This window comes from Shewanella sp. 125m-7 (assembly GCF_052977045.1).
The window spans coordinates 31243-47565 of record NZ_JBRILQ010000022.1 but is presented as its reverse complement, the minus strand read 5'-3'; the positions used below and the strand labels follow the sequence as shown (position 1 = coordinate 47565).

Annotated in this window: 14 protein-coding genes; all 14 read left to right on the top strand. The window is 39.8% G+C overall.

Going from position 1 to position 16323, the window contains the following annotated elements:
• Positions 1-137 precede the first annotated feature (137 nt).
• The 14 genes from ACVBIL_RS11770 to ACVBIL_RS11705 all read left to right on the top strand — a co-directional run bounded on the left by ACVBIL_RS11770 (position 138) and on the right by ACVBIL_RS11705 (position 16078).
• Positions 138-986, top strand: a complete 849-nt coding sequence (locus ACVBIL_RS11770) for a hypothetical protein (RefSeq protein ID WP_447163775.1) — start codon at positions 138-140, stop codon at positions 984-986.
• A 78-nt stretch (positions 987-1064) separates the two neighbouring features.
• Complete coding sequence (locus tag ACVBIL_RS11765) at positions 1065-1460, top strand: hypothetical protein (RefSeq protein WP_447163776.1); 396 nt, start codon at positions 1065-1067, stop codon at positions 1458-1460.
• 6 nt (positions 1461-1466) lie between these two features.
• Entirely contained in the window at positions 1467-2330 is an 864-nt protein-coding gene (locus tag ACVBIL_RS11760; protein WP_447163777.1) for a hypothetical protein, read from the top strand.
• 419 nt (positions 2331-2749) lie between these two features.
• Positions 2750-3739, top strand: a complete 990-nt coding sequence (locus ACVBIL_RS11755) for a hypothetical protein (RefSeq protein WP_447163778.1) — start codon at positions 2750-2752, stop codon at positions 3737-3739.
• Between the two features lie 126 nt (positions 3740-3865).
• Entirely contained in the window at positions 3866-4066 is a 201-nt protein-coding gene (locus tag ACVBIL_RS11750) for a helix-turn-helix transcriptional regulator (protein WP_447163779.1), read from the top strand.
• Positions 4059-4550 carry a helix-turn-helix domain-containing protein gene (locus ACVBIL_RS11745; RefSeq protein ID WP_447163780.1) on the top strand — a complete coding sequence of 164 codons (492 nt, stop codon included), beginning with the start codon at positions 4059-4061 and terminating at the stop codon, positions 4548-4550. The genes ACVBIL_RS11750 and ACVBIL_RS11745 overlap by 8 nt, the downstream gene beginning before the upstream one ends.
• Positions 4537-5628 (top strand): tyrosine-type recombinase/integrase, encoded by a 1092-nt coding sequence (locus ACVBIL_RS11740; RefSeq protein ID WP_447167167.1) that lies wholly within the window; start codon positions 4537-4539, stop codon positions 5626-5628. The genes ACVBIL_RS11745 and ACVBIL_RS11740 overlap by 14 nt, the downstream gene beginning before the upstream one ends.
• Positions 5629-5785: 157 nt before the next feature.
• Entirely contained in the window at positions 5786-6361 is a 576-nt protein-coding gene (locus ACVBIL_RS11735) for a recombinase family protein (RefSeq protein ID WP_447167166.1), read from the top strand.
• 99 nt (positions 6362-6460) lie between these two features.
• Positions 6461-6637 carry a methylation-associated defense system helix-turn-helix domain-containing protein MAD1 gene (gene mads1, locus ACVBIL_RS11730; RefSeq protein WP_447167165.1) on the top strand — a complete coding sequence of 59 codons (177 nt, stop codon included), beginning with the start codon at positions 6461-6463 and terminating at the stop codon, positions 6635-6637.
• 11 nt (positions 6638-6648) lie between these two features.
• On the top strand, positions 6649-9384 hold the full coding sequence (locus ACVBIL_RS11725; protein WP_447167164.1) for a type I restriction-modification system subunit M: 2736 nt from the start codon (positions 6649-6651) through the stop codon (positions 9382-9384).
• Complete coding sequence (locus ACVBIL_RS11720) at positions 9377-10714, top strand: restriction endonuclease subunit S (RefSeq protein ID WP_447167163.1); 1338 nt, start codon at positions 9377-9379, stop codon at positions 10712-10714. Before ACVBIL_RS11725 ends, ACVBIL_RS11720 begins: the two co-directional genes overlap by 8 nt.
• Entirely contained in the window at positions 10707-13973 is a 3267-nt protein-coding gene (locus ACVBIL_RS11715) for a type I restriction endonuclease subunit R (protein ID WP_447167162.1), read from the top strand. Before ACVBIL_RS11720 ends, ACVBIL_RS11715 begins: the two co-directional genes overlap by 8 nt.
• Positions 13970-14677: a M48 family metallopeptidase gene (locus ACVBIL_RS11710; RefSeq protein WP_447167161.1), complete on the top strand. Its 708-nt coding sequence runs from the start codon at positions 13970-13972 to the stop codon at positions 14675-14677. The genes ACVBIL_RS11715 and ACVBIL_RS11710 overlap by 4 nt, the downstream gene beginning before the upstream one ends.
• 51 nt (positions 14678-14728) lie before the next feature.
• Complete coding sequence (locus tag ACVBIL_RS11705; RefSeq protein ID WP_447167160.1) at positions 14729-16078, top strand: hypothetical protein; 1350 nt, start codon at positions 14729-14731, stop codon at positions 16076-16078.
• Positions 16079-16323 lie beyond the last annotated feature (245 nt).

The window sequence follows — 16323 nt, the reverse complement described above, 5'->3', positions numbered from 1 at the left end:
GACCTACTTGATTTACTGAGCATAATGCGAGGATATAGTACTCGATAAAATAAGGCTGCATTACTAGTTGATTATGAAATATGATGGTGGATATACAGTGCTCCAAGATTGGCTAAATATGATAAGGAAAGTTATCCATGGTTGGATTAGGTGATATCGAAGCATTTTTCTCATTGAGAGATAGGTTCAAAAAGTGGCGTAACCCTGAGCGTATCGTTACTAATACCGCACAGCGCTTTATTAGACTTTTTGAAGCGCATGGAATAGCCAGGGGGCAAATCCCTCGTATTTTTGGCTATAAACTTACTATTCATCAAGTTGAAGATGAGACCGAACTTCTGAAGGCGTTAGATTGCAATTTGTTGCAAGCTGCCGCAATGCTCTTTGGCATAAAACTGGAGTGGTTGGAAGGTGGTACTGATGAGTTGTATGAGCTTAGGCACTTTTACAAACAGCCAAAGTTGTTTGGTGACTGGATGGACTCCTTGTTGCCCGCTGCTGGTGGAAGTAAAGTCGATGGCTGGTTGTTAACAACGAAGTACACGACTGATGAATACGATACATTAATTTTAATGAGAGAGCAGATCGGTGAGCTCGGAGAAGAAGCTATTTACCGCTATCATTTCTGCGAATTGTGGGTTTATGGTTACTGGAAATGTAGAGCTGATATTGCCGCATGTATAGCGCAAGCCTGGAAGCGTAATTGTTATGTATCAGGACGTCACATTAATCCTAGAGTCTTTAGTAAAGTCACTTCCCTTAAATATGTGCCTGATAGTCAGCTGGATCTGACAGAAATTAAAGGTAAAAGGTTTAACGCAGAAAAGCTCACTACAAGTCCTGCGTTTTACTCACAAGCTTTGAACGAAGGTCAATTCGGGATAGATAACGCAATTGCCCTATGGCTTGATTATCACCAGCAAAGCCTAATGGATTCTGGTTTTGGTGATTACGAGAGGTCGTTTAAAAAGTTATTATCTGCTTAGCTCTTTGATTAATAATTGATTATGGTTAATTGTTCTAAAATGATATTGTGTATGAAAATCTCATATGGATGTGTATTTGTGAAACAGCTCTCTTTCCTTTTGTTTGCTTTGTTATTCCTTTCGGCGTGCTCAGCGCCAACCCGTAGTGATAAAGATGACTTTTTTGTCGTTTCATTGGGCAACATACCGATAGACAAGATTGAATTTTTTGTTGATTGTTTATCTGATGGCTTTCAACAGTCTCATTCCGGTATAACAAATTTCGAGGTTCGACAATTCAACCGTGCTAATGGTTATAGAGTAGAAACTTATACCGGTAGTTTTAATTATCTTTTGGTGAGTGCAGATGTGTTTAACGATGGCAAAGTTGTACTAAATGAGAGTATTAGTGCTGGTTGGATAAATACTACAGGCGAGAAAGATGCTTTCGCTAATTGCTTACACGATTTTACAGCTAATGCTACTGAAGGTTAATTTGATATGAGTGATAAAAATGGTCGAGTTTCAAATCAACCTGTTAACCCTAATAGGAATCAAAAAGATATATTTCCAAGCTTGCTGAAGGCTTCTATGATAGTTGTTGTATTTGCAGCAATTGGTATTTTGGTTTTATATTTCTTTCAGTTCAAAGGCTCCTTAGGTACACAGGAAACCTTTGCGCAGTTTGGTGATTTTATCGGTGGTACGCTCAACCCAATCTTGGGCTTTGCCACTGTTAGTTTACTCATTTGGTCTATACGTCTGCAGATGAAAGAATTGAGGTTAACAAGAGAAGAGCTAACAGCAACCAAAGAAGAAGCAGAAAAAAGTCGTCTTGCACTTGAAGGACAAGTTGCGCATTTAGAAAAGGAAGCGCGCTTGAGCGAGCTAGACCGGTTACTAAATATTCAGTTGAATAAGTATCAAGAGTTGCTGAAAAACAAAGTGATAAATCAAAATAACCTGAGGGCTGAACTAAATATAAAAAAATCTCCCAATGAGCTAGTGACTTGTGAAAGCGTTATTGAAGGAGTGATTTTTGATGAAGTGTTAGATCAAGAACAGATTGAAAATTTAGGTATCTATATAAACTACCTTCATTGCTCTGGTACGAAAGATGGAATGCAGTGGCAAGAGATAGAGCAGGTGGGTATTAGCATAGGGGAGTTAGTCAAAAAATATATAGAAATTTATCCAAGTACTGAATTTCGCTACGTATATTTACCTCAAGCGAAAGCGTTGCTAAGAGATTTATATGATTGCCTTGGAACTGGTGAGCTCATAGATGCAAACCTCAACCTAGATCCAAGCTTTAACGCTAATAGGAAAAACAAATATTCGGAGACCAACTTTCATGTAGTTTGATGGCTAGATTAGCCCCTATATCTTCGGTATACCTGCTGACAGCATCCTTCGTAACAATGGCATGCCTACCTAGTTTTTTTGAGTTGAAAATGATTGTTGCTGAAGCATGAATCATTACCTCAAGTAAATGCTAGAAAGCTCCTGTTTCTCTTGTTTCTCCAGTTTAGCGTCCCAAGCAAATGACAACATTAAATTGCCGTAGAGGCACTGCTCTTGGTCGGGTACATTGTCGAGACGACAAGCATGTAGCTATCAGTTTTATCAAATAAATTCGCGTTTTCTTATTGGTTACGATACTTTCCGCCATATTCTGTCATGGCAGCATAAAGTTATTTTTTGCATTGGTTTTTTTATATATTGGCCTAATGGAAAATTTTAGTTTCAATTGCTGCTGGAACATAGGTTTAAAGTAAACTTAAATGAGTAAAACATTTAAATTAAAGAAGTTTTTCACGTTGGGAGAGGCAGCTAATTACTTGTCATCTTCTCTGGAAGAGCAAGTCTCTTTAACTGATATATATATGTTTGCACTAGAAAAGCAACTAACCTTGTCAGTTCGATTGCTTAATCAGGCATATGCACTAAACGGGCAGTTTATAACTCAACCATATATCGACAATAACGGCCATCCAGTAGCGTATGACTTGGTGACGAACGAGGCTTTAGATGAAGAATATCTAATTTCCTTAGATGATTTCTTGGAGGTTGAAGACAATAAGTGGCTTGTATTTAACGACAAAGTGCATCTAATCGATGGTATTTGGGATTTGGCCATGATTGGGATGGAGACTTTAGATGTTGAGCAGCTTTATCAAAAAGAGGTTGGTGGACCAGAGCCATTAGTTGCTCCAGTAACAGGGATCTTTCTAAAGCGAGAAGGGTTGATCTGTAAACTTCAAATTAGCCTCTTACCTCCGCCAACACTTGAAAACATGGTGATGTTGGAACAAGAATTGGAGAGTTTTTTACACCCTAAAGGCCTAACAATAGATGACTTTTTAAATTGTGATGATGTATCAGAATACTTAAGCAGAGCTGAAATCGATTCCTTAGGACATCTGTCTGACATCATGCAAGTTGGGCTTACTGATGATGAGATGTTTGAAGATTCGATTACTCTTGAAGATCATAGTTGTCAATTTGTCATTAGAAAAAATGAGCTAACACGTTTTGTGGAATCGCTAGATGAAGAACATATAGATCTCGCCAAAACCGAAAAGCCATTGGGCACAAGAGAACGAAACTCGTACCTTATTCTCATCAGTGTATTGTTAGAAGAGCAGGGGATAAACCCTTTCCTTAAAGGTCTCACATCTCCAATTAAACTAATGGCCGATAAGGCTGGTATGTCAATATCGGAGAAAACCATTCTAAAAATAATCAAAGAGGTGCGTGAGATTAAAAGTTGATACGACCTAACTGATTCATAGCAAAATAAAAACGCAATTGCGTTTTTGCTTTCCGCAGTTGCGTTTTCTGCGCCTCTCTTTTGCATAACCTCTTCGCTGTCCTATTAACAGCTAAGAGGTTTTTTTATGTTCCAAAAAGTTATGCGTTTACCTGAAGTTATAGCGAAGGTTGGTTTATCACGCAGCACTATCTACTTACGTATTTCAAAGGGGAGATTCCCCGCAAGTATTTCAATAGGTGATCGTGCGGTCGGTTGGCTTGAATCAGACATTGAGCAATGGCTTGATGATCGCATTACAGCATCTAAGGCGGCTAATAATGAGTAAGCGTTTTAATCCTAACCGAATTAAAATCCATCGCAGCTACACCGTTGATGAAGCTAGCGAAACATTGGGATCTCACCCTAAAACTGTACGTAATTGGATTCATGCTGGCTTGCCAGTTATCGACGAAACACGTCCTTTACTAATTCAAGGTGCTGACTTGAAGTTGTATTTAAAACAGAAGCGTAAAACATATCTGTATCGATGTGAGCTTAAAGAGGTGCCCTGCTTCAAGTGCAAAAGCCCCAAAAAACCAAGTATAAATTCGCTTGAGTTTATAGCAAAGCCTGCAGGCATGGCGCAAATGACAGGCCGCTGTGGTGAGTGTGGAAAGCGGGCAAATAAGTATGTTTCTTGGTGTGATGTTAACCAAATTTGGACAGATCTTGGAGGGAAATTACCGATAGCTGAAAAGCACTTAATCCTGATAGGTCAAAAGCCCTTAAATTATCCTTTAGCTAAGGTATTTAATGATGAAAAAAAATAGTGCGAAAAACACCCGAATTATATACGAATACGCAAAGTATTTGAGAGAAGCAAAACAGCTAGATGACTCTACGATTGATGGTGTACTGAGATCGATTAATCGGTTTGACGAGGCAACAAATTTCTTAGACTTTAAAAAATTTCGGGCTAAGCATGCAATCGCTTTTAAGAAGCAACTTCTTTCTAAAAAGTCAGTGGCTACAGGTGATAAATTGAGCAAAGCCACGGTACTTACGGCCATGAGACACTTGAAAGGTTTCTTCCAATTTCTGGTAACGCAAAAAGGCTATGGAGCAAAAATTAACTATAGCGATATTGAGTATTTCAATCTCTCTGAAAAAGATACCCGTATTGCAAATACCAAGCGTAAAAGAAACGTAGCAACGGTCGAGCAAATAATGCAGACCTTGGAAGCGATGCCTTGTGAAACATTATTCGAAATGCGTGATAGAGCATTACTTGCCTTTGTTCTCCTAACTGGTGCAAGAGATGGGGCGGTTGCTTCGGTTAAGATCAAGCACGTTGATCTTGCTGAACAAAGCTTCTATCAAGATGCTAGGGAAGTTAAGACCAAGTTTAGTAAAACGTTTGTCACTTACTTTTTTCCCGTGGGAGAGCTGCCATCAAAAATTTTGGCAGAGTGGGTTGAGTGTTTGACTGGAGAGCTTGGGTATACTCCTAATGATCCGTTGTTTCCTAAGACGAAGCTGGCACACAACGACAATCAACAATTCACAGCTGTAGGATTGCTTAAGGAGAGTTGGAGTAATGCAAGCCCAATCCGCAAGAGCTTTAAACATGCCTTTGAAGCTGTTGGCTTGCCTTACTTTAACCCTCACAGTTTCCGTAATACTTTGGTAAGGCTAGGTGAGAACCTTTGCCGAACGCCTGAAGAGTTTAAAGCATGGAGCCAAAATTTAGGGCATGAAAGCGTGTTGACCAGTTTTTATAGTTACGGTGATGTGCCTGATTATAGGCAGGAAGAGCTGTTAAAAACGTTAGCTAAACCTCGAGTGGAGGCATCACCTGACATGGAAGCGTTAATTCAACAAACCATGATGAAGATGCTAAATAAGTAAACTTCATTATCTCAAAGCTGGTATCAATAAACATTCGTATATTGGTACCAGCTTTCCTTACTAAATATCGGTATCATAAAACTAGGGTGTATCTTTAATGGTACTTTAATTATATGATACCCCTATATTTGATACCTTCTGCAAAAGTGAGTGACCCATGCGTATCTTTTCCTATTGTCGCGTTTCTACAACTGAGCAAACGACCGAAAATCAGATTCTTGCTATCCGCCAGAAAGGGTATGAGGTGAATGATGCTCGTACTATCAGTGAAACGGTTTCTGGCTCCGTTGAAGCCATGAAGCGTGAAAAGTTTAAGATGTTAGTTAATCATCAGATGGAACGTGGCGATATGCTGGTGGTCTTAAAGTTAGACCGCTTAGGTCGAGATAACATAGACGTACAAAACACCATTAATCTGCTTACAGATAAAGGCATTAAGGTTGTTTGCCTTGATCTACCCGTCGCAGATCTTTCAAGTTCTGAGGGTAAGCTGATGCTACAGATGTTTTCAGCCTTTGCTGAGTTCGAGCGAAATCGGATCAGAGAGCGAACAAAGGAAGGGCTCGAACGAGCTAAAGCTCAAGGCAAAAAGCTGGGTAGGCCTGAAGCTCACGCCACGACTGTTTTGGTGCAGGCCAAAAGGGCTGAGGGGTTATCTCAATCTAAAGTCGCAGAAGCATTAGGTTTGGGAATTGCCACCGTAAAAAGGCATTGGAATATATCTAAATCGTAGTAAGGTTATCGGCTAATAGCAGCTTAAAAGGGGGGGACGTTCTTGTTTACTCCCTAATTTTCTCATAGAATCTCTTTAATCATACTGAGAGTTTACCCTATGACTGATCAAATCTTAACGCTCCAGGAAGTCGCGGAGTATTTAAAACTAACCGAAAAAACAGCATACCGCTTAGCGGCAGATGGCAAGTTGCCTGGTTTTAAAGTCGGCGGTGCATGGCGTTTCAAACGCGAAGATCTTGAAGCTTGGATTGAAGCTCAAAAGAACAACAATTAGAGACTTATTAAATGAAAACAAAACTTACCCTGTCTCGTCTTGAGAACCTTCTTCTTACCGCATGTGATGACCTACGTGGCAGCATGGACGCCAGTGAATATAAAGAATACATCTTTGGTATGCTTTTCTTAAAGCGTGCCAGTGATCTGTTTGATCAGCGCCGAGTTGAACTTAAAGTGAAATATACAGCTCAAGGCATGTCTGATGCAGATATCAATGTCGAATTAAACGATTCTGATAATTACGCAGGTAAGTATTTTTTTGTTCCGCCACGTGCTCGTTGGAATGAAGGCTGGCAAGAAGAAGTTACTAAAGATGGCGTAACTACGGTCGAACAGCGCCCAGCTTTAAAACACGTAAAAGAAAACGTGGGTACAACATTAAACAAAGCCTTAGAAGCGATTGAAGATGCTAACCCTGAAGCACTGCAAGATGTATTAAAAGGCATCAACTTTAACCGCAAGATTGGTTCCCGCACGTTAGACGATGATACCCTTTCGGATTTCGTTCAGAACTTTGAAAAAATCCCACTGAGAGATGAAGACTTTGAGTTCCCTGATCTACTAGGGGCTGCATATGAGTGGTTGATTAAATACTTCGCCGATTCAGCAGGTAAAAAAGCTGGTGAATTCTATACTCCTGCCGGAGTTGTTCGCCTGTGTGTTGAAATATGTGATCCACAAGAAGGCATGAGTGTTTACGATCCAACCGTTGGTTCGGGTGGTATGCTGATTCAAATGCGTGATTACTTACGTGAAAACGGTGGCAGTGCTGATGAGATGACGTTAAATGGCCAAGAGAAAATTGGTACCACATGGTCTATCTGTAAAATGAACATGCTGCTTCATGGTATCTCTCACGCAGACATTCGCCAAGAAGATACGCTTCGTGAACCACAGCATTTGAATGAAGATAATGAATTAAAGCGTTTCGACCGTGTTGTGGCTAACCCTCCGTTCAGTCAAAATTATATTAAAAAAGACCTTAAGTTCCCTGGTCGCTTCCCCGTCATGTTGCCTGAAAAAGGTAAAAAAGCAGATTTAATGTTTGTTCAGCATATGCTTTCCGTACTTAAGCATGATGGCCGACTAGCGACAGTGATGCCCCATGGCGTGCTATTCAGAAGCGGTGAAGAGCGTGATGCACGCAAACACTTTATCACTAATGGTTATCTGGAAGCCGTTATCGGCTTGCCGAGCAATTTATTCTACGGTACAGGCATTCCGGCATGTATTTTAGTGATGAATAAAGTAGGCGCTGCTGACCGTGATCATGTTTTATTTATTAATGCGGATCGTGAATATCACGAAGGTAAAGCACAGAATCATTTACGCCCCGAAGATATAGATAAAATCATCCACGCTTATCGTTCAGGTACTAATATTCCTGCTTATGCGCGATTAGTACCGTATACAGAGATCTCAGAAGAAGATTATAACTGCAACATTCGTCGTTATGTCAATAATGCGCCAGAGCCAGAGCCTCAGGATGTACGTGCGCACTTGCACGGTGGTGTCCCTATTGTTGAGGTTGATAACTTAGAGCTCTTTTGGTCAAATTACCCCCAATTGCGTGAAGATGCTTTTGTAGCAAGAGATGATACGTATGTTGATTTAGCACCTGCTATTGTCGATAAACGTGAAATAGCTGACTTTGTTACAACTCATCAAGGTGTCACCACACGACACGAACAAATTATGCAACAACTCGAAGCTTGGTGGCTAGTAAACTTGCCGATTGTAGAAGCATTGGCACCAGATCCTGAAAACCAACATGATGTACGTGGCAACAATGTTTATATAATGCGCAGTCAGTTGCTTACTAGCATCGAACAAGAACTATCTGAACAACATTTGTTAACTAACTCCCAAGTACGCGGCGCTTTTGCCAATTATGTAGATGAACTCAAAGCTGACTTCAAATCGATTGCAGCAAGTGGCTGGGGCGCTGAGTTAATCCCCGATAATGAAATATTGCAAAGCCAATTCCCTGATATATTGGAAGAACTAGACCTGTCTCAAGCTCGTCTGGCAGAATTACAAACTATTTTTTCTGCGGCTAACGAAGAAGACTTTGACGACACTGAAGATAGCGGTGTGATGCCTTCTGAAGAAGTAAAAAGCAAAAAAGAGGATTTAAAAGCGGCTAATGCCGAATGGAAAGCGCATCTAAAGGAAATAAAAGCGTTAGCTACAAATATCTTTATTGAACTCCAAGTATCAGGAGCTTTACCCAAAGGGGCTAAAAAAGCATTTTATTGCACTGAAGGCTTAGGGCAAAAAGAACCACAGTTTGATAACGGCCAACGTATTATTGATTTAGCAGAGCAGCGAGGACATCAATCCGAGTATTCTCAGCCCCTACTAGAGGCTAAAACGCAAGGGAAACTAGCCCTTGAACGCAGTCTATCAATTAGCTCAAGCCTGGAGCGCCACAAAGCACTGGAAGACGAAATTAAAGCTATTAAGATAAACATCAAAGGTATTGAAGGCAAACGTGATGATTTGATCGAGAGTGCACGTAAGAAAATCTCCAATGAAGAAGCTCGTATAGTAATTATCGAACGCTTACGTATGATTTTGATGAATAAATATAGAGCTTATCTTAGGAACGATCAACGAACCTGTATCAAGGCAATTGAAAATTTATGGTCAAAGTACGCTGTAACTTTAAAGACTATCGAACAAGAGCGTGATGCAGCTTCTGAGCAACTTCAATCCTTTATGATGGAGTTAGAGTATGAGTGATTGGAGTGAAGTAACGCTAGGTGATATATCGACTCAAAAAAAAGGCATAAATTATAAGTCTGAAAACTATTGTCTTAAAGAGTTTGGACACCATTTTATTACTATAAAATGTTTTGTTAAAGGTGGCGGTTACCAGCCGAAGGGAATCAAATATTATAATGGCCCAAGTACTAAATCAGACCTATTAAAGCCCAATGATATTTTGTTTTCTGTTACGGATCTTACTAGGGCTGGTGATATTGTTGGTAGTCCATTAAAAGTGCCTTTTTTTGGTGGTAAGTCATTTGCACTTGCATCAATGGACTGCATGAAAATAAGCCCTAATATAAATTTGTGTGACGCTTCTTTTCTGTACCATAGGTTAATGTTAAGTGACATTAGAAGGCAGATGGTCGCATACTCAGCTGGTTCTACGGTTCTCCATTTGGATACAAAGCAAGTACCTAAAATGAGAGTGAAAATACCGAATGATAAGGTCATACAGAAAAAGATCGCAAATATTTTGGACACAACGGATGAAGCAATTAAGAAAACGGAAGCTTTGATTGAAAAATATCAGCAAATAAAAATAGGGCTAATGCAAGACTTATTCACCCGTGGAATTGCTGCTGATGGCAAACTTCGTCCCACGCGTGAACAAGCGCCAGAGCTTTATCATAAAACTAAAATAGGCTGGATTCCAAGGGATTGGGATTTATCGCATTTGAAATCAATGTCTAAAGATGGAGTTCAGCACCTTCGTACAGGTCCATTCGGTTCTGCACTTAAAGGTGAGCATTGGGTTGAGGAAGGGCATCCTGTAATTACAATCGGGGCACTTGGAGAAGGTGAGTTTATTGAATCTGAATTGCTTTATATAGGTGATAAAGACGTAAATAGGTTGAGGGATTTCAAACTCAAACTTGATGATGTTGTTTTTTCTAGGGTTGCAGATGTCGGTCGCTCGGTAGTAATTAAAGAAGAACAAGTAGGGTGGATTATGTCATCCAATTTAATGAGAATTTCATTAGATCCTCAAAAAATGATGGCAGAGTTTCTTCAACATCAGCTTTCATCTTATAGCCTAATAAAAAAACAAATTAGATGTAAGGTCAACTCTGCTGGCAGAGATGTTGCGAATAGTGACATCTTAAATAGCTTGTGGTTTATCCAACCAAAACATAATGAACAACTTTCTATTGTTAAACGAGCAGAGGAAATCGACGTTAGATTAAAAACGGAACAATCTCTAGCACATAAACTTCGTCTTCAAAAATCAGGATTAATGGATGACCTCTTAACAGGGAAAAAGCTTGTCACGGTTGATGAACCAGAGGCTGCACATGTCTGAATATACGGAAGTTGAGCAACCTTTTCTTAAGCAGTTAACGGAGCTTTATTGGACTAGCATCGACCAAGGCGAGGGCATCCCCCAAGACCCAATTAAAAGTTTGCGTCACAACTTTCGGCAATGGCTGTTACCTGAGGTTTTTTCTAAGGCCGTTTCGGCGATTAATACCACCAATGATGGTACTGCTTGGTTAACGGATAAGCAGCTACAAGACTTACAGGATCAGATATTACGTCAACCAAATAGAACCTTACTCGAAGCGAATGAAGCAATTCAAAAGCTGCTATTTAAGACTCAGGTTGATGTTAATGAAGTAACTGGTGAGCATGATCCGATAGTTAAGTTGTTTGATTTCGATAACCCAGAAAAAAACACTTTTCACGCGATTAATCAATTTCGTATCGATACGCCTGGGTGTATAAAACAGTTCATCATCCCTGACATAGTTTTATTCGTTAATGGCATTCCGCTAATCGTTGTTGAGTGTAAAAAGGGCGGGCCAACCTGTGCTAACCCTATGGCTGAAGCATTTGAACAGCTTCAGCGCTATATGAATAAACGTAAAGCAACTAAAGAACATGGGTTAAAGGAAGGTGAACCAAAACTTTTCCATACTTCTATGATGCTTATTCGTACCTGTGGGGTTGAAGCGAATTACGGCACCATCACCTCAGGTGATGAGCATTTCTATCCGTGGAAAACCCAATGGCCACCAAAAGATGAAATAGCAGAAGGCTGGAATCAACAGCAGCAGCTCATCAACGGTATGCTCAACAAAACTAACTTGCTAAATATGCTACGTACTTGCTCGGTATTTATGGATACAGACGGCGGGCCTCGTATAAAAGTGGTATGTCGCTATCAGCAATTTAGAGCTGCAAACAAGATCATTGGTCGCTTACGTGATGGTAAAACGGTTGAAGAGAAAAGTGGTGTTGTTTGGCATACTCAAGGATCTGGTAAAAGTTTGACTATGGTTTTTGTCGCAAGAATGCTTCGTGCTTCTCGTGATTTAAACGATTATAAGATATTGCTTATCAATGACCGTGTAGATCTTGAAGACCAATTGGCAGTGACTGCAAGGATTATTGGTGGGCGTGTAAATACCATAGAGAGCAATAAAACATTGCGTGAGCATCTTGCAACGGATAGTTCAGATATCAATATGGTGATGGTACATAAGTTCCAGCTCCGTGATGAAACGTTACCTAATTCTGTTGCAGAGGCTTTAGGGACATATCAAGCGATACCTACTAAGCAATCATTTGGTGTTGTGAATAACTCTTCTCACATCGTATTGATGATTGATGAAGCTCATCGCACCCAAGGTTCAGAACTCGGTGATAACATATTTGAAGCCTTCCCCAATGCAGCACGTATTGCCTTTACTGGTACACCCTTGATTACAGAACGCCACGGTTCAAAGAAAACGCACAAACGTTTTGGCACATACATTGACGAATATAAGTTAATGGATGCAGTAAAAGACGGCACAACTTTGCAGATATTGTATGAAGGTCGTACATCTGACGATGCCCTAAACGACAAGCACGGTTTTGAAACAAGCTTTGAAAACCTATTTAAAGGTCGCACTGATGAAGAGTTATTAGCGATTAAGAAAAAATATGGTGCAACAGGCGATATTCAGGAAGCAGAAAATCGTATTAACGCCATAGCTAAGGACTTAGTTAAGCATTACTTAGAGCATATATACCCTAATCAATTTAAAGCACAGGTGGTTTGCCACTCTAAATTAGCGGCTATTCGTTATCAAGATGCGATTCACTTAGCCTTAAAAGCACATGTTGAAGAGCTGAAAGAAGAAACTAAGCCTGATCTTGAACAAATTAAGCGTGTTGAATTTTTAAAAGCTGCGGTCATAATTTCTGGTGACGGCACAAACGAAGCTGCGTATATCACTAAAGCTCGGAAGGTTGCACGTGAGTGGAATGCCGTTGATAACTTCTGCAAACCATTTGATATGGAAGACCCTGATAAAGTCAACACTGGAATAGCGTTCCTCATAGTATGCGACATGTTGCTTACAGGTTTTGATGCGCCCATCGAGCAAGTGATGTATATCGATAAAAAGTTGAGTGAACATACTTTATTACAGGCAATTGCTCGAACTAACCGAGTTAAGAAAGGAAAGAGTAGAGGTTACATTGTTGATTACATAGGTTTAACCGAAAACTTAACTGATGCCTTAACCTTGTATGCTGCTACTGGCGAGCAACAAGAACTTACTAATGGTTTGAAGAGTATTACCTCTGAGATGCCTGTGTTAGAAGAACGGTATCAGCGCATTTTACAACTATTTTCTCAACATAAAGTTGAAAAAGTACGGGAGTTTGTTGAAGGTGAACTGCCTGATGTTGAAGCTGACGCAGCGGTAGTTCATGAAGCAGTTAAGTTACTTAAAGACGAAAAAATACGTGCCGATTTTGATGTGTATTTGAAAAAGTTTTTAATGAGCTTAGATATTATTTTGCCACACCAAGCGGCACATAAATATCGTGTTCCCGCTAAAAGGTTAGGTTACATATTACGTGTTACCAAAGAGCGCTATAAAGACACTAGCCTTAACTTAGGTGATGCGGGTACTAAGGTAAAAGATCTTATCAATGAACATTTGGTTAATTTAGGTATTAATCCTATGGTGGAGCCAGTTGAGCTGTTTTCTGATAATTTTATTGAAAACCTCAATAAAAATGCAGCTGGCAATGCTGAAGCTAAAGCCAGTGAAATGGAGCATGCTATTCGTAAGCACTGCACAGTTCACCATGATGAGGATCCCGGCTTCTATAGGAGCCTGTCTGAGAAGGTTGAGAACTTAATCGACCAATATCAAGACCATTGGGAAAAGCTTGCTGAAGAGCTGGAGAAGCTGCGTACTGATGCAATGGAGGGACGTAAACAAGGTGAAGAAGGTATGAGTAAAGAAGCAACGACCTTTTACGAGCATATTGCTAATGAAGCCTTTGAAGGCGGCAAAGTTCCCTCTGATGCTAAAGCCAAAATGAAAGTGCTAATGGAAGCCATTGTTGAAACATTGCAGACTAGTATTGGTAGTATCGACTTTTGGAACAATCCCAACAAGCAGAAAAAAACACGTAGTGAAATCAAAACTGCATTGACGCTTACCGGGATTCAAGAGCTTAAACAAAACCGAGAGCGAGTCGCTATTGAGATTATGAAGTTGGCTAAAAACAGACACGATGCTCTGATTAAAAGTGCCAATGGAGGTGATGAATCATGAACGCGAGAAGAGTCCGAGATATTGACTATCAGCTGATGCCGGGTGCAGACAGAAAAACAACAGATATCGTTATTGAGCGCAATGGTATTATTGCTGTTCGTCCACCTATTAATTACACACCGGAGCAAGTTGACGCAGTTGTTGAAAGCAAGCGTATGTGGATTTATCGAAACTTAGCTGAGTGGCGTGACTTGAATGCAACAGCTGTAGTTCGTGAATGGGTAAACGGTGAAACATTCCTCTATTTAGGTCGCTCCTATCGTTTGTCATTAATTGCTGAACAAACTGCATTACTAAAGCTTAAGGAAGGTCGATTCTGCTTAAATCGGAAGTTAATCGATGAAGGTGGAACAGATGCTGCTAAAAAAGTGTTTGAAGCTTATTACTCGGACAAAGGCATACAGCGTATAACGGATCGAGTTAAATACTACGCTCCAAAAGTAGGTGTAACGGCTTCATCAATCAAAGTGAAGGATATGGGGTTTCGCTGGGCAAGCTGTAGCAAGTCAGGCGCACTTAACTTTCATTGGAAATGCATGATGGCACCACCAAAAATCATCGATTACATCGTCGTTCATGAGCTATGTCATATGTATCATCATAATCATTCAGATGCATTTTGGAATGAAGTAGATAAAGTCATGCCTGATTACCACGAACGTAAAGAGTGGTTGAGGAAAAATGGGGCAGGGTTGAGCTTATAGCTAGTGTTTTGTGTTCAGACTTAATGCCTAGCAATGATCGAAGGACAGTTGATGAGAGAAATAACAGAAAATCAGTTTAACGCATATTGTTATGCTAGACAGCCGCTCGTCAGAACCATTAGTAACGAAATAAAGTGGTATGAGGCAGGTGATCGAAAAGTTTTAGCTACCTTAATTTTAGATGATACGGATAAAGACTATAACTTTGTTATTTTAGTTCGTGATGCCCGTAAACTTTTTCGCGCCTGGAATATCTCTTGTAGCCATCCAACCATAGAAGACGCTGAGAAAAAATTATCGCGAGAAATGGACTCTCTAGTCAATGACGGAAAAGATGTTTATGAACAAGGAGATGAAACTTCTCCACCGCACGATATTTTAGCTTCTAAAGTAGATGAAGATAAGCAGCATGAATATTTTAGAGTTTTAGTTACAGAAAAAAGGATGGAAGCGGCTAGAAATTTAATAATTGAAGCTGTGTATAGCTATGTGGATGTTGATGGCCATTACATAAAAGAATTTCAAACTAATGGGTTTGATGCCAGACTTTGGGAGCTGTTCTTATACATATTTTTGTATGATGCGGGTTTTGAATTTAACCAAGATTACAATGCTCCCGATTATCTTGTTTCTTTTTATGGAAAACATTTTTGTATTGAGGCTGTTACAGTCAACCCTAGTAAAAATCCTAATAGGCCAGATCCACAACCTCCTCTAAATGATGTGGATATGCAGAAGTTGTGCGATGACTATATGCCTATAAAGTTCGGTAGTAGCTTGTTTACAAAGCTACAGAAGAAATACTGGGAAAAGCCACATGTCCAAGGAAAACCACTTATTATAGCTATTCATGATTACCATATGCCAGGTTCCATGACCTGGAGTAGAAATGCACTAGTTGAATATTTATATGGTAAAAGAGCAAGAGTTGTAGAAATTGATGGGCAACAGTCCGTTTATGAAGAAACAATTGAAACTCATAACTGGCAGGGTAAAACTATACCTTCAAACTTCTTTAATACTGAGAATGCAGAAAACATTAGTGCAGTTATTTTTACGAATACAGCAACTATTACTAAATTCAATCGCATGGGTAAGTTAGCTGGCCTTGGTGGCGAGAATATTAAAATGCAGAGAGTTGGGGTTAAATTGCACCCTGATCCAAAATCTTTGGAGCCAGTGCCATTCGCTATTGATGTAGACGATCCAAGTTACGAAGAAAGTTGGTCTGAAAGTGTCGTTATGTACCACAACCCTAATGCATTGCACCCTGTAGATATTAATTGTTTCACTACGATTAACCACATGTGGCTGGACAAAGAGTCAGGTGATTTAGTCGGTATTCAGCGTGAAGGCGATATTCTTAATTCAATAACAAATGTGTTTGAGATTGAAGCATGATTATCAATCACGTAGAGATCAAATTTGTAGAGCAAAAAATATTGTGTCTAAGAATTTTTAATATTTTAGGGTATAAGTAAGGGTATTTAAAATCTACTCTAACCTTAACCGTTATAAAACAACTGGTTAATTGCTGGTGGGCGGCATGATGTAAGCAGTGAGCTCCCATGTAGCCCATGACACCCATGCCGTTATCTAAATATAAATTAAATGACACCTGATTAGGTGACTATGTAGTTATATTA

Excerpts from the sequence above, each read along its gene's own strand:
- ACVBIL_RS11770 (WP_447163775.1), top strand. The coding sequence starts at position 138 with ATGGTTGGATTAGGTGATATCGAAGCATTTTTCTCATTGAGAGATAGG.
- ACVBIL_RS11760 (WP_447163777.1), top strand. The coding sequence starts at position 1,467 with ATGAGTGATAAAAATGGTCGAGTTTCAAATCAACCTGTTAACCCTAAT.
- ACVBIL_RS11755 (WP_447163778.1), top strand. The coding sequence starts at position 2,750 with ATGAGTAAAACATTTAAATTAAAGAAGTTTTTCACGTTGGGAGAGGCA.
- ACVBIL_RS11750 (WP_447163779.1), top strand. The coding sequence starts at position 3,866 with ATGTTCCAAAAAGTTATGCGTTTACCTGAAGTTATAGCGAAGGTTGGT.
- ACVBIL_RS11745 (WP_447163780.1), top strand. The coding sequence starts at position 4,059 with ATGAGTAAGCGTTTTAATCCTAACCGAATTAAAATCCATCGCAGCTAC.
- ACVBIL_RS11740 (WP_447167167.1), top strand. The coding sequence starts at position 4,537 with ATGAAAAAAAATAGTGCGAAAAACACCCGAATTATATACGAATACGCA.
- ACVBIL_RS11735 (WP_447167166.1), top strand. The coding sequence starts at position 5,786 with ATGCGTATCTTTTCCTATTGTCGCGTTTCTACAACTGAGCAAACGACC.
- mads1 (WP_447167165.1), top strand. The coding sequence starts at position 6,461 with ATGACTGATCAAATCTTAACGCTCCAGGAAGTCGCGGAGTATTTAAAA.
- ACVBIL_RS11725 (WP_447167164.1), top strand. The coding sequence starts at position 6,649 with ATGAAAACAAAACTTACCCTGTCTCGTCTTGAGAACCTTCTTCTTACC.
- ACVBIL_RS11720 (WP_447167163.1), top strand. The coding sequence starts at position 9,377 with ATGAGTGATTGGAGTGAAGTAACGCTAGGTGATATATCGACTCAAAAA.
- ACVBIL_RS11715 (WP_447167162.1), top strand. The coding sequence starts at position 10,707 with ATGTCTGAATATACGGAAGTTGAGCAACCTTTTCTTAAGCAGTTAACG.
- ACVBIL_RS11710 (WP_447167161.1), top strand. The coding sequence starts at position 13,970 with ATGAACGCGAGAAGAGTCCGAGATATTGACTATCAGCTGATGCCGGGT.
- ACVBIL_RS11705 (WP_447167160.1), top strand. The coding sequence starts at position 14,729 with ATGAGAGAAATAACAGAAAATCAGTTTAACGCATATTGTTATGCTAGA.